Source organism: Acidimicrobiales bacterium, from assembly GCA_025455885.1.
Lineage (GTDB): Bacteria > Actinomycetota > Acidimicrobiia > Acidimicrobiales > Acidimicrobilacustridaceae > Rhabdothermincola_A.
In genome coordinates this window covers 94,759-121,695 of the sequence record JALOLR010000006.1, presented here as the reverse complement: position 1 = coordinate 121,695, position 26,937 = coordinate 94,759, and the positions used below count along the sequence as shown (strand labels likewise).

Annotated in this window: 23 protein-coding genes; 7 read left to right on the top strand and 16 right to left on the bottom strand. The window is 72.7% G+C overall.

Annotated elements, in window-relative coordinates; all coding sequences use genetic code 11:
- Positions 1-14 precede the first annotated feature (14 nt).
- On the bottom strand, positions 15-2,051 hold the full coding sequence (locus tag MUE36_06765; protein ID MCU0310627.1) for a prolyl oligopeptidase family serine peptidase: 2,037 nt from the start codon (positions 2,049-2,051) through the stop codon (positions 15-17).
- Entirely contained in the window at positions 2,048-3,244 is a 1,197-nt protein-coding gene (locus MUE36_06760) for a pyridoxal phosphate-dependent aminotransferase (GenBank protein MCU0310626.1), read from the bottom strand. Before MUE36_06760 ends, MUE36_06765 begins: the two co-directional genes overlap by 4 nt.
- 118 nt (positions 3,245-3,362) lie before the next feature.
- Between MUE36_06760 and serC the strand changes: the two genes are divergently transcribed.
- Entirely contained in the window at positions 3,363-4,496 is a 1,134-nt protein-coding gene (gene serC / locus MUE36_06755; GenBank protein ID MCU0310625.1) for a phosphoserine transaminase, read from the top strand.
- Positions 4,497-4,506: 10 nt separating this feature from the next.
- Here serC and MUE36_06750 read toward each other — a convergent pair whose 3' ends face one another.
- From MUE36_06750 to MUE36_06730, 5 genes are all read right to left on the bottom strand, one after another.
- Positions 4,507-5,472 (bottom strand): SDR family NAD(P)-dependent oxidoreductase, encoded by a 966-nt coding sequence (locus MUE36_06750; protein MCU0310624.1) that lies wholly within the window; start codon positions 5,470-5,472, stop codon positions 4,507-4,509.
- Positions 5,465-6,229: an SDR family oxidoreductase gene (locus tag MUE36_06745; GenBank protein MCU0310623.1), complete on the bottom strand. Its 765-nt coding sequence runs from the start codon at positions 6,227-6,229 to the stop codon at positions 5,465-5,467. Before MUE36_06745 ends, MUE36_06750 begins: the two co-directional genes overlap by 8 nt.
- 103 nt (positions 6,230-6,332) lie before the next feature.
- Complete coding sequence (locus MUE36_06740; protein ID MCU0310622.1) at positions 6,333-7,646, bottom strand: bifunctional o-acetylhomoserine/o-acetylserine sulfhydrylase; 1,314 nt, start codon at positions 7,644-7,646, stop codon at positions 6,333-6,335.
- An 85-nt stretch (positions 7,647-7,731) separates the two neighbouring features.
- Complete coding sequence (locus MUE36_06735; GenBank protein MCU0310621.1) at positions 7,732-8,766, bottom strand: aldo/keto reductase; 1,035 nt, start codon at positions 8,764-8,766, stop codon at positions 7,732-7,734.
- Between the two features lie 56 nt (positions 8,767-8,822).
- Positions 8,823-9,662, bottom strand: a complete 840-nt coding sequence (locus tag MUE36_06730) for a metal-dependent hydrolase (protein ID MCU0310620.1) — start codon at positions 9,660-9,662, stop codon at positions 8,823-8,825.
- 79 nt (positions 9,663-9,741) lie between these two features.
- Between MUE36_06730 and MUE36_06725 the strand changes: the two genes are divergently transcribed.
- Complete coding sequence (locus MUE36_06725) at positions 9,742-10,434, top strand: DNA alkylation repair protein (GenBank protein ID MCU0310619.1); 693 nt, start codon at positions 9,742-9,744, stop codon at positions 10,432-10,434.
- 6 nt (positions 10,435-10,440) lie between these two features.
- Here MUE36_06725 and MUE36_06720 read toward each other — a convergent pair whose 3' ends face one another.
- The 7 genes from MUE36_06720 to ilvD all read right to left on the bottom strand — a co-directional run bounded on the left by MUE36_06720 (position 10,441) and on the right by ilvD (position 20,812).
- Positions 10,441-11,967, bottom strand: a complete 1,527-nt coding sequence (locus MUE36_06720; protein ID MCU0310618.1) for an HNH endonuclease — start codon at positions 11,965-11,967, stop codon at positions 10,441-10,443.
- Between the two features lie 137 nt (positions 11,968-12,104).
- Positions 12,105-13,139 (bottom strand): ketol-acid reductoisomerase, encoded by a 1,035-nt coding sequence (gene ilvC, locus MUE36_06715; protein ID MCU0310617.1) that lies wholly within the window; start codon positions 13,137-13,139, stop codon positions 12,105-12,107.
- A 69-nt stretch (positions 13,140-13,208) separates the two neighbouring features.
- A complete protein-coding gene (gene ilvN / locus MUE36_06710) occupies positions 13,209-13,739 on the bottom strand; it encodes an acetolactate synthase small subunit (protein MCU0310616.1) in 531 nt (176 codons plus the stop codon).
- A gap of 2 nt (positions 13,740-13,741) precedes the next feature.
- Positions 13,742-15,466, bottom strand: a complete 1,725-nt coding sequence (ilvB, locus tag MUE36_06705) for a biosynthetic-type acetolactate synthase large subunit (GenBank protein MCU0310615.1) — start codon at positions 15,464-15,466, stop codon at positions 13,742-13,744.
- Between the two features lie 253 nt (positions 15,467-15,719).
- Positions 15,720-17,732, bottom strand: coding sequence for a carboxypeptidase regulatory-like domain-containing protein (locus MUE36_06700; protein MCU0310614.1), 2,013 nt, complete (start codon positions 17,730-17,732; stop codon positions 15,720-15,722).
- A 215-nt stretch (positions 17,733-17,947) separates the two neighbouring features.
- Positions 17,948-18,991, bottom strand: a complete 1,044-nt coding sequence (locus tag MUE36_06695; protein ID MCU0310613.1) for a hypothetical protein — start codon at positions 18,989-18,991, stop codon at positions 17,948-17,950.
- 138 nt (positions 18,992-19,129) lie between these two features.
- Positions 19,130-20,812 carry a dihydroxy-acid dehydratase gene (ilvD, locus tag MUE36_06690; GenBank protein MCU0310612.1) on the bottom strand — a complete coding sequence of 561 codons (1,683 nt, stop codon included), beginning with the start codon at positions 20,810-20,812 and terminating at the stop codon, positions 19,130-19,132.
- Between the two features lie 24 nt (positions 20,813-20,836).
- Here ilvD and MUE36_06685 point away from each other — a divergent pair, with 24 nt between their 5' ends.
- From MUE36_06685 to MUE36_06665, 5 genes are read left to right on the top strand one after another with little or no spacing between them, the layout of a single operon-like run.
- Positions 20,837-21,805, top strand: a complete 969-nt coding sequence (locus tag MUE36_06685) for an ABC transporter ATP-binding protein (protein ID MCU0310611.1) — start codon at positions 20,837-20,839, stop codon at positions 21,803-21,805.
- Positions 21,802-22,704 carry an ABC transporter permease subunit gene (locus tag MUE36_06680; protein ID MCU0310610.1) on the top strand — a complete coding sequence of 301 codons (903 nt, stop codon included), beginning with the start codon at positions 21,802-21,804 and terminating at the stop codon, positions 22,702-22,704. The genes MUE36_06685 and MUE36_06680 overlap by 4 nt, the downstream gene beginning before the upstream one ends.
- Before the next feature lie 59 nt (positions 22,705-22,763).
- Positions 22,764-23,693, top strand: coding sequence for an ABC transporter ATP-binding protein (locus MUE36_06675; protein MCU0310609.1), 930 nt, complete (start codon positions 22,764-22,766; stop codon positions 23,691-23,693).
- On the top strand, positions 23,690-24,421 hold the full coding sequence (locus MUE36_06670) for an ABC transporter permease (GenBank protein ID MCU0310608.1): 732 nt from the start codon (positions 23,690-23,692) through the stop codon (positions 24,419-24,421). Before MUE36_06675 ends, MUE36_06670 begins: the two co-directional genes overlap by 4 nt.
- Positions 24,422-24,446: 25 nt before the next feature.
- Positions 24,447-25,754 (top strand): MATE family efflux transporter, encoded by a 1,308-nt coding sequence (locus MUE36_06665; GenBank protein MCU0310607.1) that lies wholly within the window; start codon positions 24,447-24,449, stop codon positions 25,752-25,754.
- 12 nt (positions 25,755-25,766) lie between these two features.
- Here the strand turns inward: MUE36_06665 and MUE36_06660 are convergent, their stop codons facing one another.
- Both MUE36_06660 and MUE36_06655 read right to left on the bottom strand, forming a co-directional pair.
- Entirely contained in the window at positions 25,767-26,339 is a 573-nt protein-coding gene (locus MUE36_06660) for a hypothetical protein (protein MCU0310606.1), read from the bottom strand.
- Between the two features lie 73 nt (positions 26,340-26,412).
- A complete protein-coding gene (locus tag MUE36_06655) occupies positions 26,413-26,913 on the bottom strand; it encodes a hypothetical protein (protein ID MCU0310605.1) in 501 nt (166 codons plus the stop codon).
- Positions 26,914-26,937 lie beyond the last annotated feature (24 nt).

Below are 26,937 nucleotides of genomic sequence, written 5' to 3'. Positions count from 1 at the left end.
TTGAGGGCCGGGGCTCAGAGCCCGACGACGTCGAGGGGCTCGATGTCGTCGGCGAGATCGAAACCGAGGACCTGGGCGTAGAACGAGGCCTCGGCCTCGAGGGCCCGGATGATGGTCTCCGCCCGGCGGAAGCCGTGCTGCTCCCCCTCGAAGGCCAGATAGGCGTGGGGCACGCCCTTGTCGGCCAGCGCCGCCACGATCATCTCGCTCTGGGCGGGGGGCACGACCTCGTCCTCCAGGCCCTGGAGCACCAGCAGCGGGCACTCGAGCTCGTCGGTGTGGTGGATCGGCGAGCGCTCCTCGTACAGGTCACGCCGGGCCGGGTAGGGGCCGACGAGCGAGTCGAGGTAGCGGGCCTCGAACTTGTGCGTGTCGCGGGCCAGGGCCTCGAGGTCGGCCACCCCGTACATCGAGCAGCCGGCCGCGAAGACCTCCCGGAACGTGAGGGCGGCGAGCGTGGTGAAGCCGCCGGCGCTGCCGCCGCGGATGATGAGCCGGTCCCGGTCGGCGTGGCCGTGGTCGACCAGGTAGCGGGTGGCACCGACGCAGTCGTCGACGTCGACGATGCCCCACTCCCCGATGAGCCGGCGGCGGTAGCTGCGGCCGTACCCGGTGGAGCCTCCGTAGTTGACGTCGACGACCCCGAAGCCTCGTGACGTCCAGAACTGCACGCCCAGGTTCAGCTGGGGACGGGCGGCCGACGTCGGCCCGCCGTGGATCATGACGATCAGCGGAGGAGCCTCGTCGTCGGGGCCCACCGTGGTGGGACTGGTCGGCGGGTAGTGGAGCGCGTGGGCGAACCGGTCACCGGTGGTGGCGAACAGGATCGGGTGCGGCCGTGAGAACCACTCGGGCGCGACCCCGAGGTCGCGGGGCGGGCGCAGGACGGCGTGGCCCACGGGGGTGGTGCCGTCGGGGTCGACGTCGGCCGGCACGTCGAGGGCGTACACGGTGGCCTCGGTGACCGGTGACGCGCCGACGGCGACGGCACCCTCGCCGAAGCCGCGGAGCGACGACCACGCCGTGACGTCCGAAGCGAGCGGGAGGACCGATCCCCCGCCGGCGGGGACGACCCCGAGGTGGTCGAGCCCGTCCCGGAAGTACGCCACCAGGATGCGGCCGTCGGCGAGGAGGGCGTAGCGCGACTGGTCGAACACCCAGTGGGGCACCCCGACCTCGGCCTCGATGGGAGCCACCGACTGCGGCTCCGGCGGCGGCGCTCCCGGGCCGGCCGCCACCCTCGTGACGACGGCGTCGGCGTCGAGGCGGTGGAGGTTCCACCAGTTGGTCCGGTCGGAGACGAACAGCAGCGAACCGTCGGGCGTCCACTCGGGCTGGCTGATCGACTCGTCGCGCCCGCCGGCCAGCACCACGACCGGCCCCGCCGCGAGGTCCTCCTGGCGGTCCGGGCCGTCGTCGAGGGTGACCACGCACAGCTCGGTGCCGTCCCACGGCAGGTCGGGGTGGTTCCAGCGGAAGAAGGCGAGGAACCGTCCGTCCGGGCTGGGCCGGGGACCGGCCACGAAGTCCGAGCCCGACACGAGCACGATCGGTTCACCGGGCTCACCGCGAGGGCGCAGGGCCACCGCCACGATCTCGTTGCTCGGCTCGCCCTCGGTGTGGTGACGCTCGCGGACGCACACCCACCATCGACCGTCGGCGGTGGGTCGGCCGTCGGCGTAGCGGTCGCCCATCGGGATGGCCGGCTCGGGCGTCAGCGGTATCGGGGCGTCGGTGCCGCCGTCGAGGCGGTACAGGCGCTGGTCCGCCCAGTTGGCGAACACGACATCGGGACCGTGCAGGTACCAGGCCCCGCCGCCGTACTCGTGGACCCGGGTCCGGGCCGAGAACCCCTCGGGGAGCATGTCGACCGGGGTGCCGTCGGCGCCCTGGCGGACCAGCTGCACCCGACCGCCCTCCTCAGGGCGCCCCTCGGCCCACCACACCCCGACCGGGCCGACCGCCAGCTCGCCGATCGACGCCGACCGGGCCACGATCGCCGCCGGGGTGATCGGCGAGGACCACGACCCGTGAGGGACGACCTCGGTCATCGTCGGAGGAGGTCGGCGATGCGCCCGACGCCCTCGACGATGTCGTCGTCGCTCACCGCGAACGACAGGCGGGCGTAGCCGGGCGCCCCGAACGCCTCACCGGGCACGATCGCCACCTTGGCCTCGTCGAGCACCACCTCGGCGAGCTCGATCGTCGACGTCGGGGTGGTTCCGCCGACGGGACGTCCGAGCACGCCCTCGAACGACGGGAACGCGTAGAAGGCCCCCTGGGGCGCCATGCTCGTCACACCGGGGATCTCGTTCAACAGGTCGTGGATGAGCCTCGCCCGCCGGGCGAAGGCCGTACGCATCCCGTCGACGTACTCGAGACCCCCCTCCAGCGCGGCCAGCGCCGCCCGCTGGGAGACGTTGGCGACGTTGGAGGTGGAGTGGGACTGGAGGTTGGTGGCGGCCTTCACCACGTCGGCCGGGCCGATCATCCACCCGACGCGCCACCCGGTCATGGCGTAGGTCTTGGCGACGCCGTTGAGGATGACGCAGGTGTCGGCGAGCTCGGGGACGAGGCCCGGCATCGACGAGAAGACGTGGTCGCCGAAGGTGAGGTACTCGTAGATCTCGTCGGTGAGCACCCAGATGCCGTGCTCGACCGCCCACTCGCCGATGGCCCGTACCTCGTCGGGCGGGTACACGGCGCCGGTGGGGTTGGACGGCGACACGAAGACCAGCGCCTTGGTGCGCGGGGTGCGGGCCGCCTCGAGCTGGTCGACGGTGACCCGGAAGCCGCTCTCGACCCCGGTGGGCAGCACCACGGTGGTGCCCCCGGCCAGGGCGATCGGCTCGGGATAGGTCGTCCAGTACGGCGCCGGCAACAGCACCTCGTCGCCGGGGTTGAGCAACGCCTCGAAGGCGTTGTACACGGCGTGCTTGCCGCCGTTGGTGATCAGCACCTGCGCGGGGGTCACCGCGGTGCCGGAGTGGCGGTTGGTGGCCTCGGCCACCGCCGCCTTGAGCTCGGGAAGGCCGCCGGCCGGGCTGTAGCGGTGGTTCCGGGGGTCGGCGCACGCCGCCTGGGCCGCCTCCACGACGTGGGGCGGCGACGGGAAGTCGGGCTCACCGGCCCCGAAGCCGATCACCGGTTCCCCCGCGGCCTTCAGGGCCTTGGCCTTGGCGTCGACGGCGAGGGTGGCCGACTCGGTGATGGCGGCGACGCGGGCGGACAGGCGCTCGGACATGGGAGATCCTTCGGCGGGGGTACCGGACGGGGCCGACGCTACCGGAGCGGCGATGGGCGCCCGTCCGAGTTGCGCCATCCGGTTTCGACCGGCGCGGCCGAGGCGCGAGACTCGCCCGGTGAGCCCCTCCGTCCCCCAGATCACCATCCCCGCCGACCTCAAGCCGGCCGACGGCCGTTTCGGCTGCGGACCGTCGAAGATCCGTCCCGAGGCGCTGGCCGCCCTGACCGCCGAGTCCGACTACCTGGGCACCAGCCACCGCCAGCTACCGGTGCAGATCATGGTGAGCCGACTGCGCAACGCCCTCGCCGAGCTGTTCGCCCTGCCCGACGGCTACGAGATCATGCTCGGCAACGGGGGATCGACGGTCTTCTGGGACGTCGCCACGTTCGGCCTCGTCGAACGCCGGAGCCAGCACCTCACCTTCGGTGAGTTCTCCTCGAAGTTCGCGGCTGCCACCGCCGCCGCCCCGTTCCTCGACGAGCCCCAGGTCCTCCGCAGCGAACCGGGCACCCACCCCGATCCGGTCGCCGACCCCGACGTCGACGCCTACTGCTTCACCCACAACGAGACCTCGACCGGGGTGGCGATGCCCCTCGTGCGCCCCGAGGGCACGACGAGGGACGACGCCCTCGTGCTGGTCGACGCGACCTCCGCCGCCGGCGGGCTGCGCTTCGATCCCGCACAGACCGACGTCTACTACTTCGCCCCCCAGAAGTGCCTCGCCTCTGACGGTGGGCTCTGGCTGGCGGCGGTCTCCCCCGCCGCCGTCGAGCGCATCGAGCGCATCGGGGCGTCCGAGCGCTGGATACCGGAGTCCCTCAGCCTCACGGTGGCCCTCGCCAACTCCCGCAAGGACCAGACCTACAACACGCCGGCGCTGGCCACCGTCTTCCTGGCCACCCACCAGGCCGAGTGGATCAACGAGAACGGCGGCCTGCACTTCGCGGCGTCACGCTGCGACCGGTCGGCGGCCACGATCTACGACTGGGCCGAGAGCCGCCCGTGGGCCACCCCCTTCGTGAAGGACCCGGCGGATCGCAGCCACGTGGTGGCCACCATCGACCTGGACGACTCGATCGACGCCACCGTCGTGAGCAAGGTGCTGCGGGCCAACGGCATCGTCGACACCGAGGCCTACCGCAAGCTGGGGCGGAACCAGATCCGGGTGGCGCTGTTCCCGGCCATCGACCCCGACGACGTGGCGGCGCTCACCGTCTGCGTCGACCACGTGGTCGACGCCCTGAGCTGAGCCGACCGGTTCAGCGGGGCCGACGCGCCCAGTGGAGCGCCCCTCCGGGAGCCAGCGCCTCGGGGAGGTCGCCACCCAGGGTGTGGGCCTGCCAGGTGACCTCGTCGTTCATCGAGCGGGGGAACACCACCTCGTCGGTGGCCATCAGCTCGTCGACGGCGGCCGCCCAGCGAGCCGGCTCCCGGTCCTCGAGCACCACGCCCCGGTTCTCACCGAGCACCACACGTGCCGCCCGCCCGGCGCCGACCGAGAACGACTCGCCCGACACGGTGCAGCTCGGATGGCACAGCCACGCCACGAACGACGCCACGTCCTCGGGCGGGTACCGGGCGGCGAACAGCTCGGCCATCGGCCCCGCCGGGAGGGAGCGGGTCAGGCGGGTCCACGCCGACGGCATGATCGCGTTCACGCCGATGCCGTCGCGCCGCCCCTGCCCGGCGAGCGACCGGGTGAGGCCGTAGAGCGCCGACTTCGCCGCCGAGTACGGCGGGGTGGTCGAGGCCCCGAACATCGACGGCGACGAGGTCATCACGACGCGGCCGGCGGGAGCGGCCGCGAGGTGGGGCCAGGCGGCCGCGGTGACGGCGATCGAGCCCCGCAGCGTGACGTCGATCGTCGGGCGCCACCGGGCCTCGACTCCCGGCCCGATCGGGCCGCCGGCCCCGATGCCGGCGTTGTTGACCACGATGTCGACCCGGCCGTAGGCGCCCAGCGCCGTGTCGACGACGGCCGCACCGTCGGTCACGACGTCGTGGCTGTCGGTCGTGGCCTCGCCCCCGGCGGCCACGATCTCGGCGACGACGGTCGCCGCCGAGGGCACGTCGTCACCGTGGGGGAGGCCGACGTCGTTGACCACCACCCGGCATCCCCGCTCGGCGAGGAGGAGGGCATGGGCCCGGCCGAGCCCTCCGGCCGCCCCGGTCACCACGGCCACCTCACCGTCGAAGACGAGAGGGACCACGGGACCGTCATCCACGCGGCATGCCCCCCGACACCGAGTGGAACTCCCCGGTGACGTAGGACGAGGCGTCGCCGGCGAGGTAGAGCACCGGCCCGACGATCTCCTCGGTCTCGGCGACGCGCTTGAGCATCGTCGCCGAGCCGGCGCGCTCGTAGAAGCCGGGGAACGCCGCCTCGGCGCCCTCGGTCATCTCACTGCGGATCGGTCCCGGACAGATGGCGTTGACGCGGATGCCCCACTCGGCCCACTCCTGGGCCATCACCTTGGTGAGCGTGAGCAGGCCCGCCTTCGAGGCCCCGTAGGACCCGTTGCCGGGCCCGCCGATGAAGGCGCCGACGGTGGAGATGTTGACGATGCTGCCGCCTCCGCCGTCACGCATGATCGGGGCGGCCAACGTGGAGAGCCGCAACGGGCCGTCCAGGTTCACCGCGAAGACCTTGCGCCACAGCTCGTGGCTGATGTCGACGAGGGGGTCGGACGTGGGGTTGATCCCGGCGTTGTTGACCACGACGTCGATGCGGCCGAAGCGCTCGACGACGTCGTCCACGAGCTTCGGGATCTCGTCCCAGTCGCCCATGTGGCAGGCCCGACCCATGACCGCCGCCCCGTGGCGCTCGCCGAGCTCGGCCGCCACCCGGTCGCAGAGGTCCTGCTTGCGGCTGACCACCACGACCGACCCGCCGCTGGCCGCGAAGCCGTCGGCCATGGCCCGGCCGAGGCCCTTGGTGGCCCCGGTCACGATCACGACCTTGCCCGAGAAATCGAACGACACCGGCACTTGTGCTCCCCTTCGTCGGATGCCCGGGCGCGGACCGGCCCACGGCGCACGCCGGAGCGTAGGCGCCGCGGGCCGGCCGTCCCCCCGTCCCGCTCGGTCAGCCGGCGGCTGCCGCGAACCCCTTGTCGAGGTCGGCGATGATGTCCTCGACGTTCTCGAGTCCCACCGAGAGCCGGACGAGGCCCGGCTCGACGCCGGTGGAGACCTGCTCGACCTCGGTGAGCTGGGAGTGGGTGGTGCTGGCCGGGTGGATGGCCAGGCTGCGCACGTCGCCGATGTTGGCGACGTGGCTGTGCAGCTCGAGCGCCTCGACGAACTTCTGGCCGGCCTCCTTGCCGCCGGCGATCACGAAGGCCGGCACCGAGCCGTAGCCCCTGCCGCCGGTGTAGCGGGTGGCCAGCTCGTGCCAGGGGGAGCTCGCCAGCCCGGCGTACTGCACCGACTCGACCTGGGCGTGTCCGGCGAGGTGGTCGGCGACGGCCCGGGCGTTGGCGTTGTGCCGCTCCATCCGCAGGCTCAGCGTCTCGAGGCCCTGGAGGAACAGGAACGAGTTGAACGGCGTGATGGCCGCCCCCATGTCGCGCAGCAGCTGCACCCGTGCCTTGATGACGTAGGACCCGGGTCCGAGCGCCGGCCAGTAGGTGAGGCCGTGGTAGCTCGGGTCGGGCTCGGTGAACATCGGGAACTTGTCGTTCGCGGAGAAGTCGAAGCTCCCCCCGTCGACGATGACCCCGCCGATCGACGTGCCGTGGCCGCCGATGAACTTCGTGGCGGAGTGCACGACGATGTCGGCGCCCCACTCCAGCGGGCGGATCAGCCACGGGGAGGCGACGGTGTTGTCGACGATGAGCGGCACCCCGACCTCGTGGGCCACGCCGGCGACGCCCTCGATGTCGAGGACGTCGTTGCGGGGGTTGCCGATGGTCTCGCCGTAGAAGGCCTTCGTGTTGGGCTGGACGGCCTTGCGCCAGGCATCGAGGTCGTCCGGGTCGTCGAGGAAGGTGACGTCGATGCCGAACTTGGGCAGCGTGTAGTGCAGGAGGTTGTAGGTGCCGCCGTACAGGGCGGCAGAGGCCACGACGTGGCTGCCCGCCTCGGCGAGGTTCATGATGGCCATGGTCTCGGCCGCCTGGCCCGAGGCCACCGCCAGTGCGCCGGGGATGCCGACGGCGGTCTGGGTCGCCCCCTCGAGGCTGGCGATCCGCGCCTCGAAGACCCCCTGCGTGGGGTTCATGATGCGGGTGTAGATGTTGCCCATCTCCGCCAGCGCGAAGAGGTTGGCGGCGTGGGTCGTGTCACGGAACTGGTACGAGGTCGTCTGGTAGATCGGTACCGCCCGCGCGCCCGTGGTGGGGTCGGGCTCCTGCCCGGCGTGGATCTGACGGGTGTCGAAGCCCCACTGGTCGCTCATCGGTTCTCCTCACTGGTCACGACGACGGTCGTGTGACGGCGGTCGCCGAGCCTAGGGCGCCGAATCCCGACCTGCCAAGTCGACTTTAGGGCCGGAGGGGGCGCCGCCGCTCCCGGGGGTCGGCCACCATCGGGGGCGTGTAGCCGGCGTCGGCCCATGTGAAGTTCGTGGCCGGCGGCACGATCTCGTCGATCCGGTCGAGCACATCGGCGGTGAGCTGCACGTCGGCGGCCCCCAGCTGGCTGCTGAGCTGCTCCATCGTGCGGGGCCCGATGATGGCCGAGGTCACGGCCGGGTTCCCGATGACCCAGGCCACGGCGAGGTGCACGAGCGAGAGGCCGGCCTCCTCGGCGAGGTCGGCCAGCGCGTCGGCGGCGTCGAGCTTGGCCTGGTTGCCGGGCACCGAGAGGTCGTAGCGGTCGGGCACACGGCTGGCCCGACGGCTCTCGGGGTCGACACCGCCCTTGCGCCAGCGACCGGAGAGCCATCCTCCGGCGAGGGGGCTCCACGGGATGACCCCCATCCCGTGGCGCCGGCAGGTCGGCAGCACGTCGGCCTCGATGCCCCGCACGAGGATCGAGTAGGGCGGCTGCTCGCAGACGAAGCGCTCCAGGTTGCGGCGCTCGGCGGCCCACTGGGCCTCGACGATCTCCGACGCCGGGAAGGTCGAGCTGCCGATGTAGCGCACCTTGCCCTGGCGGACGAGGTCGGTGAGGGCGCCCAGCGTCTCCTCGACGTCGAGGCGCGGGTCGGGGCGGTGGACCTGGTACAGGTCGATGTGGTCGGTGCCGAGCCTGCGCAACGAGCTCTCGACCTCCTTCATGATCCAGTACCGCGAGGCCCCGCTGCGGTTCGGCCCCTCCCCCATCGGCGCGTAGAACTTGGTGGCCAGCACCACCTCGTCGCGTCGACCGGCGATGGCCCGACCGACGATCTCCTCGCTCTCGCCGGCCGAGTACACGTCGGCGGTGTCGATGAAGTTGATGCCGGCATCGAGGGCCGCGTGGACGACGGCGATCGAGTCGTCGTGGTCGGGGTTGCCCCACGCCCCGAACATCATGGCGCCCAGGCAGAGCGGGCTGACCTCCAGGCCGGTTCGGCCGAGCCTCCGGTAGTGCACGTTCGTTCCCCCTCGTCGACGACCGGGCCACCGTACCGGCGGCGGGGTCGGCCGGCTCAGGCCGGCGTCTGGCCGTCGAGGAGGGGGACGGTGCCCGTGGCCGGGTCGAAGTGGCGCAACCATGTGACCAGCCACTCGGGGTCGACGAGGTCGTCGGGGTGGTGGCCGGGCATGGCCGAGACGACCATGTCGGGCAGCGTGACGAAGGCGATGCTGAACGCCGCGACCACCAGGCGGCACCACGCCACCGGCGACCGCCAGCGCCCGGAGCCGAACATGAGCGTGAGCACCGACAGGACCGTGAACCACGCCAGGATGGCGAAGGTCAGCGTGGTGGCGACGGCGTAGCGCAGCCGGGACCCGTCGACGGCCTGGTACACGTCGAAGGCCACGCTCTTGTGCTCGACCTCCTCGGCGAGGTGCCACAGGAACAGCGCGCCGACCTGGGGATCGGCGCCGCCGAAGAGGGTCTCGTGGTGGCGCTCGGACCACCGGGCGATGGAGAAGGCGATCGTCTCCGACCCGGCGGCGAAGGCCAGGTTGAAGCGCGGGCTGCGGGTGCGGGCCAGCCAGGCGTAGGTCCGGGCCATCCACCCCTCCAGGCGTCGGATGCCCGGGGCCCGAGCCGCGATGAGGTCGTTGAAGCGGCGGTGCTGGGCGTGGTGGCGGGCCTCCTGGTGGCAGAACGCTCGGGTCGTGGCGGCCAGCTCCGGGTCCAGATCGGGAACGGCGGCGCGCACGGTGGCCACGAAGTACGGCTCGGCGTAGGGCATGAGCAGCGACACGGCGTCCATGGCGTAGGACAGCTCGGGCCTCGTGGGGTTCCAGCCCGGCTCGAGATCGGCAGGGAGGTCGAACCGCACGCGCCGTTCGACGAGGAGCGGCGCACTGGACACCTCACCTTCGTCGGCAGGTCCGGGCCCCTTCTGAACCGATGGTGGGCGACGGTCGCGCCTCACCCCTAGCGTGAGGCAGGTGGGCACGTGGGCGGAGGACGTGGTCGAGCGGTCCGACGCCGCGTTGCGCCGCGTCGCCGATCCGAGCCGGGCACCGCAGATGCAGGCCTACATGAAGGACGTCGCCCCGTTCCTCGGGGTGGCGGCGGGACCCCGGCGCATCGCCCTGCGGCACGCCTGGGAGGGACTCGCGGACCCGACCAGCGACGAGCTCGGTGACGCGTCGCTCGGCCTGATGGCGCTCCCCGAACGGGAGCTGCACCACGCCGCCTGCGACCTGATCGACCACTACCGGCGCCGCGCCGACGACCAGTTCTGCGACCGGTACGTCGAGGAGCTGCTGACGACGAAGCCGTGGTGGGACACCGTCGACGGCCTGGTGCACGCCGCCGTCAGCCCGTTGTGCCGTCGGTACCCACTCGACCCGCTCGTCGACCGCTGGTCGGGTTCCGGTGACCGCTGGCTGATCCGTGCCGCCATCGGCCACCAGCGGGGCTGGAAGCAGGACACCGACGTCGCCCGCGTGCTGGCGCTCTGCGGGGAGCACTGGTCCGACCGGGAGTTCTTCGTGGCCAAGGCCATCGGTTGGGCGCTCCGGGACCTCTGCCGGATCGACCCGGAGGCGGTGCGGGCATTCCTCGCCGACCACCCGATCCGCAACGCCGTCGCCGAACGCGAGGCCTGGCGAGGGCTGCAGCGGGCTGGGGGCTGAAGGACCTCAGGCGGCGAGGGTGAGGGCTGCGGCCCGGCGGCGGGCCATCGCCGCGGTGGCCTGCTCCTCGTCGATCGACTCGGCCGAGAGGGACAAGTGCCATCGGTGCCCGGCGTGCACGCCGGTCCGGTGCAGAGGATCGAGCTCGGACTCCCCCTGCAGGGCGTCGGCGTCGACGGGATCGGGCAGGAGCTCGTCGAGTCCGGGCAGGCGCAGGGGCAATGGAGGTGGGCGCCGTCGTCGGGGCGGTGTACTGGTGAGCGTCTCGCCATCGGGGCGACCGAAGGTCAACGTGCCGTCGCGGGCGGCGGTGACCGACCAGCCGTCACGGTGCACCACCCCGTGGTGCGAGGCGCACAACCCGGCCAAGTTGGCCAGCGCCGTGGGGCCACCGGCCGACCAGTGCTCGACGTGGTGGGCGTCGACCCACTCGGCCTTGGCGTCGCAACCGGGGAACCGGCAGCCCTGGTCGCGCACGAGCAGGGCGTCGCGCAGGGGCGCGTCGGCGAGGCGGACGGCCCGGCCGTGGTCGAGGACCCGCCCTTCGGCGGTGAGCAACCGTTCGATCGTGGTGCCCGTGCCGAAGATCTCGCGCACCGCAGCGGCGGGGAGGCGGTGGCCGTCGAAGGTCGTGGCGGCGCCGGTGGCCTCGGCCAACGCGTGGCGCAGCAGCCCTTCCTCGACCACCGACGTCGGGCGCAGGGCGCAGAACAGCTCCAGGTCGGCGGCGGTGTGGATGCCGAGGCCTCGCAGCATCGCCGCGTAGAGGTCGGGAAGGTCCATGACGGCCAGCAGGTGGGGGTGCTGGCGCCCGGGCCGATCGCCCTTCGCGGCGTAGTGGTCGAGGGTGAACCGGGCCATGCGGCGCAGGCTCTCGGCCCGCCGCTCGGCGGCGGTGCGGAACTCGCCCGGCGCGTCGGGCCGCTCGACCACCCGCAACGCCGTCTCCAGCAGTTCGGCGGTGAGCGCGTCGAGGTCGCCGTCGAGCACCCCACGACCGGCGAGCGTCCGCGAGAGGTGCACGTACGCGTCGACCTCGGGTGGCCCATCGAGCTCAGCGGGATCGGGGGCGGCCACCGCCTCGGCCCGCAGCACCCACTCGCGGAGCGCGCTCCGGGTGTCGGCCACGCCGAGGCCCACCAGGTGGGGCGAGACCTCGGCGTCGTGCTCGGCGTAGAGGCCGACCAGCGTGCGGGGCACCACAGCGGTGACGACCTCGATCTGGGCGCCGGTCAGCGCACCACCGAACCAGAGGTCGGCGAGCGTCGGCCACTGGCGGAGGCGCTCGACCCGCACCACGAGACGCTTGGCGTCGCGATCGGTGAGGGCGGCGTTGGCCTTCAACCACCCGACCGGGGAGCGCCACCCCTCGACGTCGTGGGTGCCGGCGGCGAGGAACCGCACCAACGACTCGCACAGCCGGGCCTCGAGCCGATCCCGTGCGACGAGCAGATGACGGACCGACTCGCCGTCGCCCCGCGGGTCCACGGTCTCGATGCCCTCCATCACCCGCCCGACGATCCCCGGAACCATGCCCGAACCCTATCGAACATGTGCGCGGAATGCAACGAGAAATATCAGAAAATCATTGAGCTTCTCGTTCCGAGTTCGCCCGACCACCCACCGCGCCGGACGCCGGGACGGGGCCGACGCCCGGCGCCGGCGTCCGCTCAGCCCTGGGCACCGCCGGACGTCTCGGCCACACTCTTCCGGCCGGCGGAGATCCACGGCATCATCGCCCGGAGCTCCTTGCCGGTCGTCTCGATCGGGTGGGCGGCGCCCGCCTCACGGAGGGCGTTGAAGTTCGCCCGGCCGGACTCGGACTCGGCCACCCACTCGTCGGCGAACTTCCCGGAGGTGATCTCCTCGAGGATCCGCTTCATCTCGGCCTTGGTCTCGGCGGTGATCACCCGGGGACCGCGGGTGACGTCGCCGTACTCGGCGGTGTCGGAGATGGAGTAGCGCATCCCGGCGATGCCCTCTTCGTACATGAGGTCGACGATGAGCTTCACCTCGTGGAGGCATTCGAAGTAGGCCATCTCGGGCTGGTACCCGGCCTCGGTGAGCGTCTCGAACCCGGCCTGGACGAGGGCGGTGAGCCCGCCGCAGAGCACGGCCTGCTCGCCGAAGAGGTCGGTCTCGGTCTCCTCGGTGAAGGTGGTCTCGATGACGCCGGCCCGGGTGCCGCCGATGGCGTCGGCATAGGCGAGCGCGAGGTCGCGGGCGTGGCCGGTGGCGTCCTGCTCGACGGCGATGAGGCAGGGCACGCCGCCGCCCTCGGTGTACGTCCGTCGCACCAGGTGGCCCGGGCCCTTGGGGGCGGCCATGGCCACGTCGACCCCCGCCGGCGGCACGATGCGCCCGAAGCGGATGTTGAACCCGTGGGCGAAGAACAGGGCGTCGCCCTCGGAGAGATTGGGGGCGATCTCGGCGTCGTACACGGCCTTCTGCTCGGTGTCGGGCAGGAGGATCATGATGACGTCGGCCCACGCGGCGGCCTCGCCGATGGGCAGCACCTTCAGGCCCTCGGCCTCGGCCTTGGCCTTCGACGACGAACCCTCGCGCAGGCCGACGACGACGTCGACACCGGACTCCTTGAGGTTGAGGGCGTGGGCGTGGCCCTGCGAGCCGTACCCGATCACCGCCACCTTGCGGTCGGCGATGAAGGAACGGTCGGCATCGGCTTCGTAGTACACGGTGGCCACGGGGACTCCAGTCGGGGTGTTCGTCGTCGGTGGGAGAGCGGGTCGAGCGGGAACTCGAACCGGGAGAGGTTAGGACGCGTCGTCGACGGCGGAAAGCTGCGCCGAACGCCGTTCGATGCGGGGCAGCGCCACCCGGCCGGTGCGCTGCATGGCCACCACGCCGTAGTTGGCGATGAGCTCGGCGAAGTCGTCGAGCTTCTGCGGGGCCCCTTCGAGCACCAGGGTGAGCTCGTCGAAGCCCACGCCCACCACGCGTCCCTCGAACACCCCGGCCAGCTCGATGACCTGCCCGCGGGCCTCGGGCGGGGCCGACACGGTGACGAGGAGGAGCTCGCGCTCGACGGCGTCGCCGGGCGCCAGGTCGTCGATCCGGACGACGTTGATGAGCTTGTCGAGCTGCTTGACGATCTGTTCGAGCGGGGCCCGCTCGACGTCGACGACGACGGTGATGCGGCTGAAGCGCTCGTCGTCGGTGGGGGCGACGGCGAGGGAGTGGATGTTGTAGCCGCGGCGGGCGAACAACCCCGCGACGCGGGCCAGCACACCGGGCTTGTCCTCGACGAGGACCGACAGGATGTGCTGACGGCGGGTGGTGGGCATCGTCATGCCTCCGGGCCGATCTGGATGTCGGAGTTGGACGCCCCGGAGGCCACCATCGGGAAGACCTTCTCCCGGGCGTCGGTGCGGAAGTCGATGACGACGGGCCGGTCGTCGATGCTGTTGGCCTTCTCGATGGCGGGCAGCACCTCTTCCGGCGACTCGACCCGCATGCCGACGCAGCCCATGGCCTCGGCCCACATCTTGTAGTCGGGCAGGTCGGGCGAGAGGTACACCTCGCTGTAGCGCTCCTCGTAGAACATCTCCTGCCACTGGCGCACCATGCCCAGGTAGGCGTTGTTGAGGATGGCGATCTTCACCGGGATGCGCTCGGCGGCCGCCGTGACGAGCTCCTGGGCGGTCATCTGGAAGCACCCGTCCCCGTCGACGGCCCACACCATCTTGTCGGGGCGGCCGACCTTGGCGCCGATGGCGGCGGGCACGGCGAAGCCCATGGTGCCGAGGCCACCGGAGTTCACCCAGGTGTAGGGGTGGTTGAACGTCCAGTACTGCGAGGTCCACATCTGGTGCTGGCCGACGCCGGAAGCGACGATGCAGTCGTCGGGGGTGTTGTCGCGCAGCTGCTCGAGCACGTACTGGGGCTTCAGCAGCTCGCCCGGCTCGGACTGGGTGTAGGTCAGCGGGTAGCGCTCCTGCCACCCGCTGATCGTCGACTTCCACTCCGAGCGGTCGGGCTGGTTGGCGGGGGCGCCGAGGTCGCGAAGGGCGGTGATGAGCTCCTCGATGACGAGCCGGGCGTCACCGGTGATGCCGACGTCGGGCCGGCGCACCTTGCCCAGCTCGGCGGGGTCGATGTCGACGTGGATGATCTTGGCGTGGGGGGCGAAGGCGTCGATCTTGCCGGTGACGCGGTCGTCGAAGCGCGACCCGAGGGCCACCAACAGGTCGGACTCCTGCATGGCGGTGACGGCCGTGTAGTTGCCGTGCATGCCCGGCATGCCGAGGCAGAGCGGGTGGTCGTCGGGGATCGCCCCCCGACCCATCAGGGTGGTGACGACGGGGAGATCGAGGAGCTCGGCCAGGGCGGTGAGAGCCTCGGCGCCGCGGGCCTTGAGGATGCCGCCACCGGCGTACAGGACCGGTCGCTGCGCCTGACCGATGAGCTCGGCGGCCGCCCGGACGAGGGCGGGGTCGCCCTCGAGGCGGGGCGAGTAGCCGGGGAGGTCGACCGACTCCGGCCAGTACCAGTCCATCGCCGAGTTCGGGTTGGTCGGATCGACGATGTCCTTCGGGATGTCGATCAGCACCGGGCCGGGACGCCCGGTGGTGGCGATGTGGAACGCCTCCCGGACCGCCCGGGGGATGTCCTCGGCCCGGGTCACCAGCTCGTTGTGCTTGGTGATCGAGCGCGTCATGCCGACCGTGTCGACCTCCTGGAAGGCGTCGGTGCCGATGGCCCTCGTGCCCACCTGGCCGGTGATCACGACGAGGGGCACCGAGTCCATGTAGGCGTCGGCCAGGGGGGTGACGATGTTGGTGGCCGCCGGACCCGAGGTCACCATGGCCACTCCGGGGCGGCCGGTGACCTGGGCGTAGCCCTCGGCCATGTGCCCGGCGCCCTGCTCGTGGCGCACGAGGATGTGACGGATCGGCGAGTCGATGATCGGGTCGTACACCGGCAGGATGGCCCCGCCGGGCAGGCCGAAGATCACGTCGACGCCCTCCATCTCGAGGGACTTGATGAGGGCGGCGCCGCCGTTGGTGTTCATGGTGTGGTCCTCTGGGAGCTGAGCGGTTCGTGGGGGACGGGGACGGGCCGACGGTGGGCCCCGGGGGCGAAAACGGGACCGACCTCCCACAGGCGGGAGGTCGGGGAGCGCACGCGGCGAGGAGGGCCGGCGAGCGCTAGCGGAGTACTACGAGCGAGGAGACGGTGGTGTCCGTGGGCCTCATAGGCCAACAAGTGTGCCCCCGGCGAGGCGCGGATGGCAACTCGTGGCCCACGAGGGACACGGATGCCCGTCAGCGACGGAAGAGGTCGAGCAACCAGCGCAGGAGCGTGACCAGCTTCGCCAGCGGGCTGGGACGCTCGACGACGTAGGGGCAGGCCACCGTCGCCGAGTTCCCCGCCAGATCGGTGCCCTCGAGCGTGACCGTCCGGGACCCCACCGTCGACGTGTCGGCCGGGGTGCTGACGGTGGGCGACGTCGGACCCGAGCCGGTGTCGGTGACCGTGCCGGTGACCAGCGCCGGCGTCTGCCCGACGGTGAACCGGGGGGTGGCCCCGCAGGTCACGGTGGGAGCGGTGCGATCGACGAGGGCGGGCCCCGATGGATCGCGGATCACCCCCGGGGCGGGATCGTCGTCGCCGAAGGCGTCGTCGGTGAGCGTGAGCACCACCGGGTTGGCGGCCACGTCGGCGGCGAGGGAGGTGGCGTCGACCCATGCGCCGCCCACGAACTTGAGCCAGGCGTTGGGCGTGGCGCCCGCCGCGCTCCGGTAGACCTGCACCGTGACGCTGCCACCGGGGGCCACACCGCTGACGGTGAAGTCCACGAGACCGAAGGGCACCGTCGCTCCGGGGGGCAGCGGCGTGCCGAGCGTGGCCGGGTCGACGGCGGCGACACCCTGCAACGTGAGGCCGGCCGGCACGGCCACGGTGACGTAGCCCCCGCCGACGGCCGCGGGGAGCGAGGACACCTCGGGCTGCGCAGAGTCGAGGATGCCGTCGAGGTTCCCGTCGCCACCGTTGGGCCCGGCGTCCTCGACGGCCGCGGGTACGCCGTCGGCGTCGTCGGGAGGCGCCACCGCGCAGCCCGCCGCGCCCGGGGTGGCGAGCGGGGCGAGCAGGAACGAGCACGCCGCCGTCTCCCCCGCCCCGACCGTGACGGTGACGGACTGGCTGCGCAAGGGATAGCCCGCGGCGAAACCCCCACCGAGGGCGGCGAGGGAGTAGGTGCCGGCCGGTCGGCCGGTGAGATCGAAGGCGCCCGCCGTGCTCGGCACGACGGAGAAGCCCGGGCAGAACCCGAGGGGCGGGGTGAACACCGACGCATCGGTGGCGCCCGGGCACAGGATCACCCCGTCGTCGATGCCGCCGGCCAACGGGAGCCCGTCGGCCCTGGAGTAGACCCCGGTGATGCGGGCGGCGGCCGGAAGGGTGAGGTCGAGGACGGACGCGACGCCTTCGGCGATGGTGACCTGACCGGCCGGGCTCAACGGCGACCCGGGCCCGGCGCCGACGGCGACCGACCGCAGGCCCGGCTCGAGCGACGGGAACGAGTACGCGCCCCCGGTCACGGTCTGGGCGCTCGTCACCGAGAGCGCGGTGGAGCCGGAGAGTTGGACCACGGCTCCGTCGACGGCGTTGCCGTTGGCGTCGCGCACCGTGCCCGAGAGCGAACCGGCGGCGCGAAGGCGCAGGGACCCGACCGGGGTCGCGGTGCCGGCGACCACCACCGCGGGTGCGACGACGGAGGGGTACACGGTCGGCACGGGCTCGAACCCGCCGGGCGATGCCACGACGGTCACCGGACCAGGGGCGACCGCAGTGGTCTCGAAGGTGCCGTCCGAGCCGGAGAAGGCGGTCGCGCACGCACCGGCGGCGACGCACGCACTCACCACCGCGCCGGCGCGGCCCGAGCCGCCCGGGTCGGTCACGGTGCCGGAGATCCGGCCGCCCAGCGGCAACGTGACGTCGCGTGCGTTGGCACCCGACACGAGCACGACGGGACCGAGGACCGTGGAGTAGAAGTCGACGCTCGACGAGGCGGCGACGCGCAGCTCGTAGGCCCCCGGCGCCACACCGGTGAAGCCGTAGCTCCCGGCGTTGATCGCGGAGGTCTCGCAGTCCGCGCCCTGGCAGAGCTGGACGAACACCGAGTCGGTGGGGCGACCGCCGCTGTCCACGGTGCCGGAGAGGTCCGCATCCCCGGGTGTCAGGGCACCCGCGCCGAGCGGGAGGGCGGCCACGGCGAACGACGAGACGACCGCCGCCACCAGGGCCCGACGCCAACCATGCATGGACGACCTCATCGTGCACCCCTCTCGCCCTACCCGGATCGCTCCTGACCTCACGTTCGTCGGTCGGTCTACCAGACGGTCGATGGGCCGATCGGCCCTTCTCGCACCGGGCCACGATGTCCCGACCCCGGACCGTGCCGGCCCCGTGATCGCCGCCCCGCCCGCGCCCACGGCCACCGTGGCTCCTCGGCCGGTACGTCGCTCGTGCCGGACGCCCGGAAGGGCCGTCAGCCGGTGAAGCGTGGGGTGACGGCTGCCGAGCGGGCGGCCGCCGAACGCACCGCCGGCGAGGTGGCGCTCGCATCGACCGACGCCATCGCGGTCGAGGTCGACGTGGGAATGGGCGCCTCGAGCGGTACCGACGTGGTCGACGTGGTCGACGTGGTCGCGTCGGGTCCGCAGTCGGCGGGCTGATCGGCGGGGTCGTAGGTGATCACCACCGCGCCGTCGCCCTCGTTGAACCCGGTCTCGAACACCGTGCCGGCCGGACCGAAGCTCGAGCCACCGCCACCGCCGCCACCCGTGCCGTAGGAATCGGTGGCCGCGCCACCACCGCCGCCGCCGAAGTACCCGCCGCCACCGCCACCGCCACCGGCGACCCAGAGACCCTCGCCCTTGAGCTGCGGCACGCCCGACCCGCCCCCGCCGTCGCCACCCTGGAGCGCAAGGCCGGGCGTGGCGGTGACGTCGCCGGCGACGTCGGCGCCGGCGGCGCCGCCGACCGTGTCGGTGCCGCCGCCTCCTCCGGCGGTCAGGCCTCTCGGACTGCCGGGGCCGCCGGCGGAGCCGGTCAGACCGCCGTCGCCGCCGAACGCCTGGTCGGGGTCACCCGGACCGCCGAAGGCACCGACCCCTCCGCCCCCACCCGCGACGACCAGCGGCGAGGCCCCGGCCAGGATGCCCGAGAAGCCACCACCACCCCCGCCACCCTCTGGACGGATCACGTCGAAGGTGGCGGTGATGCCGCCGTTCCCGCCGCCGCCGAAGCCACCGGCTCCCGGAACGTCCCGAAAGGGAGCACGACCGCGACCACCGACCACGACGCCCGTCAGGGCGCCCGGTGTGACCGCCAGCGGAGCCACGACGCGAGCGCCGAGCCCAGCCAGGGCGGTCAGGTCCGGGCCCAGCGGAGGCCGTTCGCCGCGCCCCCCGGAGGCGCCCCAGGCCTCGACGGTGACGGCGCAGATCCCCGCCGGAACGGTCCACTCGACGGCGCCGGGCTCGGTGAACGACACGACCACCTCGGTCGTCCCCTCGCCCCCGGCGACCATCGGAACGCCCAGGACGGAGGCGACAGCCAGAACGCCCGCGATGAGCCCAGCTCTCATGATCCGTGACATGCCTCGTGCCCTTCCGGCCGTGTGGCTCCGGCAAAAAGTACCAACAGCGGAGGCGGGAGGCGGGGGCGCCTACCTGGGCAGGGTGATGGCGCCGCGCTCGGCGCCCTGGGCCAGGCTGGCGTACTTGGCCAGCACACCGCTGGTGTAGCGGGGCTCGGGCAGCTTCCACTCGGCCCGACGACGGTCGAGCTCGGCGTCGTCGACCACCAGGTCGATGGTGTGGGTGACGGTGTCGATGACGATGCGGTCGCCGTCACGCACCAGGGCGATGGGACCGCCGTCGACGGCCTCGGGCGCCACGTGGCCGATGCAGAAGCCACGCGTGCCCCCGGAGAAGCGACCGTCGGTGACGAGGGCCGTGTCGCCACCCCGACCGGCTCCCTTCACCGCACTGGTGACGGCGAGCATCTCGCGCATCCCCGGCCCCCCCTTCGGACCCTCGTAGCGGATCACGATGACGTCACCGGGCTCGATGCCGCCCGCCAGGACGACGTCCATGGCGTCGGCCTCACCGTCGAACACACGGGCCACGCCCTCGAAGCGGTCGAAGTCGATACCCGCCACCTTCACGACGGAGCCCTTCGGGGCCAGGGAACCGGTCAGGACGGCGATCCCGCCGACGGCGTGGATGGGATCGGACACCGGGTGGACCACCGCGCCGTCCGGTCGAGGCGGAGCGATGTCGGCCAGGTTCTCGGCCATCGTCCGGCCGGTGACGGTGAGGCAGTCGCCGTGGAGCACGCCCGCCTCGAGGAGCTCGGCCATGACGGTCGGGATCCCGCCGATGCGGTCGACGTCGACCATGTGGTACGCCCCGTTGGGCTTCGTGTCGGCGATGTGGGGCACCCGTGCCGCCACCTTGTTGAAGTCGTCGAGGTGCAGGTCCACGTGGGCCTCGGCGGCGATGGCCAGCAGGTGCAGCACGGCGTTGGTGGAACCTCCGAGGGCCATGAGGACGGCGATGGCGTTCTCGAAGGCCTGCTTCGTGAGGATCTGGCGGGGACGGATGTTGCTGCGCAGGAGCTCCATGACCGCGGCGCCGGAGGCCTTGGCGAAGTCCTCTCGGCGCCGGTCGACCGCCGCCGGCGATGCCGACCCGGGCAGCGACATGCCGAGGGCCTCCCCGATGGCCGCCATGGTGTTGGCCGTGAACATCCCGGCGCAGCTCCCCTCGGTGGGGCAGGCGTTGCGCTCGATGGCGTCGAGCTCCGCCCGGTCGATCGTCCCGGCCGCTTCGGCCCCGACGGCCTCGAACACCGACACGATGTCGAGCACCTGGCCGTTGTGGTTCCCCGGCAGGATCGACCCGCCGTAGACGAAGACCGAAGGCAGGTTGAGGCGGGCCGACGCCATGAGCATCCCCGGAAGGCTCTTGTCGCACCCCGCGAAGCTGACCAGCGCGTCGAGGCGCTCGGCGTGCATCACCGTCTCCACCGAGTCGGCGATGACCTCCCGGCTCACGAGCGAAGCGCGCATCCCCTCGTGGCCCATGGAGATGCCGTCGGAGATGGCGATGGTGACGAACTCGATGGGGAACCCTCCCCCGTCGCGCACACCCTCCTTGGCCGACTGCGCGAGCCGGGCCAGCGGCATGTTGCAGGGCGTGACCTCGTTCCACGAGGTGCAGACACCCACCTGTGACTTGTCGAAGTCGTCGTCACCCATGCCGATGGCCCGCAGCATCGCCCGGGCCGGGGCGCGCTCGACGCCGGAGGTGACCTCGTGGGAACGGGGCTTCATGGGGTCGGTCATGGCGCAAGGTTAGGCTCGCCGCGCATGGGCCGATCGCCGGGTTCCGGCCAGCCGAGCGACCGGTCCGACGTGGTCGTGGACGCCACCGCCGTGAGCCGGCGCTACGGCTCGGTCACCGCGCTCGACGGAGCGACGTTCCGCATCGGTCCGGGGATCACGGGCCTCCTCGGCGCGAACGGGGCCGGCAAGACGACACTCCTCGGCCTGCTCCTCGGCCTGCACCGCCCCGACGACGGACGGCTGCGAGTGCTCGGCCTCGACCCGTTCACCGCCGGTCCGGAGGTCCGCAGCCGGGTCGGCTACTCCCCCGAGCACCACCTCCTCCCCCCCGACACGCGGGCCCACGACCTCGTCCGCCACCTCGCCGAGATCCACGGCCTGCCCCGGCGTGAGGCGACGGCCCGGGCCAGCGACGCGCTCTGGCAGGTGGGCCTCGGGGAGGAGCGCTACCGCCCGGTCGGGACCATGTCGACCGGCCAACGCCAACGGGTCAAGCTCGCCCAGGCCATCGCCCACGACCCCGCGCTCGTGCTCCTCGACGAGCCCACCGACGGCCTCGACCCCGTCCAACGCGACGAGATGCTCTCGCTCATCCGCCGGGTCGGCACCGAGTTCGGCATCCACGTCGTCATCTCGTCGCACCTGCTCGACGAGGTGGAGCGCACCTGCGACGCCGCCGTGATCCTGCGCGAGGGCGCCGTGGTGGCCGCCGGCCCGCTCAGCGAGCTCACCGGGGCGGGGGCCGGACTGGTCGTCGAGGTCGACGACCGACCCGACGCGGTGGCCGCCATCCTGCGCGACCTCGGTCTCGACGTCACCCACGACGGGCTGCGCCTGCTCGTCGCAGCGAGAACCGCCGACGGCGACGGGGACGCCGGGGTCGACCCCCGCGACGCCGTCCGCGACGCCGTCGTCGAGGCCGGGGTGGGCGTTCGCCGCCTCGGCGACCGAACCGTGAGCCTGGAGGACGTGTTCCTCGAGGTGGGCGCGTGACCGTGCCGAGCGGACCCGCTCCCCCCGACGCCCGCATCCTGGACCGGGGCTACCGCGCCTACGCCGGGCCCCGCCTCGGCGTCGGCGGGGCGATGCGGTCGCTGGTCCTGCACTCCGTCCAGCGGGCCCTCGGGCTCAAACGGCCGTTCTGGCAGAAGATCCTCCCCGCCCTGGCCGTCCTGATCGCCTACGTGCCCGCCGTGGTGTTCATCGGGCTGGCCGTCTTCCTGAGCGACACGCTGCTCGAGGACACCGACCTGCTCCCCACCTACGCCGACTACTACGGCTTCATCTCGGCCGCCATCGTGGTGTTCACCGCCTTCGTGGCCCCCGAGCTGCTCTGCACGGATCGGCGCACCGGGATGCTCGGGTTGTACCTCGCGTCGCCCCTCACCCGTGACACCTACCTCCTGGCCAAGGCCGTCGCCACGGTCGCCCTCCTGGCGCTCGTCACGCTCGGCCCGCCGCTGCTCCTCCTGATCGGCCTCACCATCGTCGGCCAGGGTCCCGACGGTCCGCTCGACCTGCTCGTCCTCCTCGGCCGGATGGTGGTCGGGGGTCTGGCGGTGGCGGTGCTCCCCGCTTCGCTGTCCCTCGCCGTGTCGGCCACGACCTCGCGCAAGGCCGCCGCGTCGGCCGCCATCATCCTGATCCTCCTGGCCAGCAGCACCGTGAGCGGTGCCCTGGTCGAGGGCGCCGACGCCTCGCCCTACTTCTTCCTGCTCGACCTGCTCGGCCTGCCCTTCGAGCTGGTGCAACGCATCTACGACTCCCCCGTCGGCGTGGATGCGGCGTTCACCCTCACCGACGGGACGATCGTGGCCGCCTACCTGGCCTGGACCGCCGGGTTCTCCCTGTTCACCTGGCTCCGGTACCGCCGTCTCACGGTGACGCGATGACCGGGCTCCCCCCTCCCCCCGCGGCCCACCCACCGCGACCGGACCTGCCGTTGCCGCCGATGACCGTGCCACCCGACGCACGAGTCGTGGTGCGCAGGGTGACGAAGTGGTTCGGCGACGTCGTCGCCGTGTCCGACGTCTCGTTCGCCATCGGTCCGGGGGTCACCGCACTCCTCGGCCCCAACGGCGCAGGGAAGTCGACCATGCTGCGGCTGCTGTGCGGGCTCACCCCGCCGTCACAGGGCAGCGTCGAGATCCTCGGGGGGAACCCGCGGGACGACATCTCCCTCACCCGACGCCTCGGCCTCGTGCCGCAACAGGAGACGCTGTTCGAGGACCTGTCGGCCCTCGGGTTCGTCCGCCTGGCGGCGGTGCTGCAGGGTCTCGACGATCCCGACGTCGCGGCTCGGGCCGCCCTCGCGGTGGTGGAGCTCGACCCCGACGAACCCCGTCCCATCGCCGGCTTCTCCAAGGGGATGCGCCAGCGGGCCAAGGTCGCCCAGGCCATCGTCCACGACCCCGAGGTCGTCGTCCTCGACGAGCCGCTGACCGGCCTCGACCCCCGCCAGCGCCTGCACCTCATCGCGCTGTTCCAGCGCCTCGGGACCGAGGGGCGGACGGTCATCGTCTCGAGCCACGTCCTCGACGAGGTCGAGCGGTTCGGGAGCCGGGTCCTCGTGCTGGCCCAGGGCCGCCTGGCCGCGGAGGGCGACTACCGCGGGATCCGCGACCTCATGGACGATCGACCGCACCGGGTCCGCATCCGGGCCGACCGGGCCCGGACGCTCGCCACCGGGCTGCTCGACCGGGGGGTCGTGGTGGCGGTGCGGATGCTCGACGAGGACGCCGTCGTGGTCGACACCGTCGACGCCGCCGGCTTGCGCAGAGCCGTGGTGGTGGTGGCCGCCGAGCTCGACATCAGGTTGCACGAGGTGTCGCCCCTCGACGACGACCTCGAGAGCGTGTTCCGCTACCTGGTCGGGTCGTGACGATGCCCCTGCTCGCTCCCGACCGCCTCCCTCTCTACCGGCTCCTGTTGCGCAGCCAGGTCACCCGGGCCCGGGTGATCTCGCTGCTGGCCATCGGGGTCGTCGGCATCGTGGTGGGCTTCGCCATCGGTGCCTCGGGCAGTCTCGACGAGGCCCAGGCCGGGGCTCGCTTCGTCAACGGGTTCGGTCTCTCCCTGCTCGTCCCGGTCACCGCGCTCGTGTTCGCGTCGGCCGCCCTCGGCGATCCGACCGAGGACGGCACGCTCGTCTACCTCTGGCTGCGCCCCGTCCGCCGGTCCCGGATCGTCGTGGCGGCGGCGGCGTCGTCGTTCACGATCGCCTGGCCCCTGGTCGTCGGCCCCCTCGCCGTCACGGCGGCCGCGACCGGTGGTGGCGGCGACCTCGTGGTCGCCACGGTCGTGGCGGCGACGCTGGCGCTGGTGGCCTACACCGGGTTGTTCTGCGCGCTCGGCCTGCGAGTGAAGCGGGCGTTGGTGTGGGGGCTGCTCTACATCTTCATCTGGGAGGGCTTCATCGCCACCGCCAACGACACCGCCGCCCGGCTGGCGGTGCGCAGCTACAGCCGGTCGATCCTCACCGAGCTCGCCGACGTGAGCCTCCGCCAGGCCGCCATCGCCTCGCCGTACCGGTGGATCGTCCCGTTCCTGGTCGCCGCGGCGGCCCTGACCTACGCCACGCGACGGCTGCAGCGCCAGGACGTGGCGTGAGCGGGACGGGTCCAGTCGACGTGCGGTGAGGGACCTCGACCGCCAGATCCTGCGCCTCGCCGTCCCGGCGCTCGGGGCGCTCGTCGCCGAGCCGCTCTACATCCTCGCCGACACCGCCGTCGTGGGCCGGGCCCTGGGTACCGACTCGCTGGCCGGCCTGGCGGTGGCGAGCAGCGTCCTCCTGCTCGGCTACTCGTTGTTCGTCTTCCTCGCGTACGGGACCACGGCGGCCGTGGCCCGCCTCATGGGGGCCGGCGACGAGCGCGAGGCGGCCCACCAGGCGGTCCAGGGACTGTGGCTGGCGTTGGCCCTGGGGATCGTCGTCGCGGCGATCACCGCCGTCCTCGCCCAGCCCCTGCTGCGGATGCTCGGTGCGGAGGGCACCGTCCTGACCGAGGCCACCGTCTACCTGCGCATCAGCCTCCTCGGCGTGCCGGCGATGATGATCGTCCTCGCCGGCACCGGCTACCTCAGGGGGCTCCAGGACACCCGCACCCCCCTGCTCGTCGCGGTGGGCTCCTCGGTGCTGAACCTCCTCCTGGGCGTCTGGTGGATCGTCGGCCTCGACTTCGGGATCGGTGCGTCGGCGGCATCGACGGTGGTGGCCCAGTGGGCTTCCGCCGCGGTGTACGTCGGCTGGGTCGTCGTGGCCGTCCGTCGCCACACCGTCCCGCTCGCCCCCCGACCCCGGACCCTCTCCCGTCTGGCGGTGGTGGGCAGGGACCTCTTCCTGCGCACGGCGGCGTTGCGGCTGTCATTCCTCCTCGCCGTCGCCGTGGCCACCCGCATCGGCACCGAGGACGTCGCCGCGCACCAGGTCGCCTTCGAGATCTGGAACCTGCTGGCCCTCACGCTCGACGCCCTGGCCATCGCCGGCCAGTCGATGATCGGGCACCACCTGGGGGCCGGCTCGGCCCCCGACGCCCGAACGGTGGGCCGACGCCTGCTCGAGCTCGGCGTCGCCGCCGGTGCACTGCTCGGCTTGGTCGTGCTCGCCGCGCGCCCCTGGTTGCCGTCGCTCTTCACGACCGACGAGTCGGTGGCGACCCTCGCCGGGTTCGTGCTGCTGTTCGTCGCCGCCATGCAGCCCGTCAACGGCGCGGTGTTCGTGCTCGACGGCCTGCTGATCGGCGCCGGCGACATGGGCTTCCTCGGTCGAGCGATGTGGATCGCGCTGGCCGTGTTCGCCCCGCTGGCCATCGCGGTCGCCGTCCTCGGACTGGGCCTGGGGTGGCTGTGGGCCGCACTGACCGTCTTCATGATCGCCCGGCTCGTCGTGCTCGCCCTCCGGTGGCGCACCGACCGCTGGGCCGTCACCGGCGCCGTCCGCTGAGCCCGGTGGGCCTCAGCCCGCGTTGAACCCGCTGTCCGGGCACTCCCGGTCGAGATAGGCCTCGATCTCGGCCTGGGCCGCCTTGACCTCGGGGGTCTCCATCGCCGCGGCGGCCTCCTCCATCGCCTGCTGGTTCGCGGGATCGAGGATGTTGCCGCCGGCGGCGGTCATGGCGTTGCCGAACTCGGCGATGGCCTCGCCCACCACCTGGAAGTCGTCACGGATCTCGGCGGGGAGCTTCGCCTCGAGGTCCTCGAGCTCGCTGTTCATCTGCTCGAGGTCACTGGCGCTCGCCCCGAAGGCGCCGCCGAGCATCCCCAGGCTGAGGCTGGCGTACGCGAGCCCGATCTCGATGCACTCCTCGGCGCCGTCGGGGAGGACGCCGGGGGCGAGGTCGTCGATGGACCCGAAGTCGGTGGTGTCGTCGGTCTCTGTGGTGGTGCCGTCGGTGGTGGTGCCGCCGTCGGTCGTCGACGGGGCCTGGGACACCACCTCGGGGGCGTCACCGCCGCCGCACGCCGCGACGCCCACCACCAGCACCACAGCCAGGACCACCGCCTGCACCCGCACCCGCACGTCGTCCATGACCACTCCCCTGGCTCGCCGATCAGGTGCTCATGCTACGCAGCCCGCCCGCCGCCGGTAAGGGCCCATCGGCTCATCGCCGCGGAGCGGCTCGCACCCGACCCCGGCACGGCTCGACCAGGACCTCGTCGACGGGCAGCGCCGCCACATCGGCCTCGAGGCGTGCCAGGGCCACCTCGAGCGACCTGAGGTCGGGCGGCCATCCGCCGAGCGCCACGCGTTCCCGTTTCGCGGTGATGATGGTGGCGTGGCGCTCGACGACGCGGTCGAGCTCACCGACCAGCGCTCCGATCTCGACCGGGAGCGACGCCCGGGCCTCCTCGGCGACGGCGTCGAGCTCGTCGAGGAGCGCCCGGTCGGCCCCCTCTGCCTCGAGGCGAGGGCGTTCGATCACTGCGCCGACCGCCACCATGGCCGCCTCGCACCCGGCATCGTCGAGCACCGCTCCGGCGGCGGAGCGGTCGGGTGGGGTGGGGACCGCCTGCGTGTCGGCCCGCACCAGCTCGTCGGCGCCGCCGGTGCATCCGGCGATCGCGACGAGCAGCACGACCACCATCGCCGAACGCGCCGCCACCGTCGGACGCGGGCCTTCCCGCCG

Excerpts from the sequence above, each read along its gene's own strand:
- ilvB (MCU0310615.1), bottom strand. The coding sequence starts at position 15,466 with ATGAACACCAACGGCGGCGCCGCCCTCATCAAGTCCCTCGAGATGGAG.
- MUE36_06660 (MCU0310606.1), bottom strand. The coding sequence starts at position 26,339 with ATGGACGACGTGCGGGTGCGGGTGCAGGCGGTGGTCCTGGCTGTGGTG.
- ilvN (MCU0310616.1), bottom strand. The coding sequence starts at position 13,739 with ATGCCCACCACCCGCCGTCAGCACATCCTGTCGGTCCTCGTCGAGGAC.
- MUE36_06760 (MCU0310626.1), bottom strand. The coding sequence starts at position 3,244 with ATGTCCGAGCGCCTGTCCGCCCGCGTCGCCGCCATCACCGAGTCGGCC.
- ilvD (MCU0310612.1), bottom strand. The coding sequence starts at position 20,812 with ATGACCGACCCCATGAAGCCCCGTTCCCACGAGGTCACCTCCGGCGTC.
- MUE36_06740 (MCU0310622.1), bottom strand. The coding sequence starts at position 7,646 with ATGAGCGACCAGTGGGGCTTCGACACCCGTCAGATCCACGCCGGGCAG.
- MUE36_06695 (MCU0310613.1), bottom strand. The coding sequence starts at position 18,991 with ATGGTCGCCGGGGGCGAGGGGACGACCGAGGTGGTCGTGTCGTTCACC.
- MUE36_06675 (MCU0310609.1), top strand. The coding sequence starts at position 22,764 with ATGACCGTGCCACCCGACGCACGAGTCGTGGTGCGCAGGGTGACGAAG.
- MUE36_06765 (MCU0310627.1), bottom strand. The coding sequence starts at position 2,051 with ATGACCGAGGTCGTCCCTCACGGGTCGTGGTCCTCGCCGATCACCCCG.
- MUE36_06720 (MCU0310618.1), bottom strand. The coding sequence starts at position 11,967 with ATGGTTCCGGGGATCGTCGGGCGGGTGATGGAGGGCATCGAGACCGTG.
- MUE36_06685 (MCU0310611.1), top strand. The coding sequence starts at position 20,837 with ATGGGCCGATCGCCGGGTTCCGGCCAGCCGAGCGACCGGTCCGACGTG.
- MUE36_06700 (MCU0310614.1), bottom strand. The coding sequence starts at position 17,732 with ATGAGGTCGTCCATGCATGGTTGGCGTCGGGCCCTGGTGGCGGCGGTC.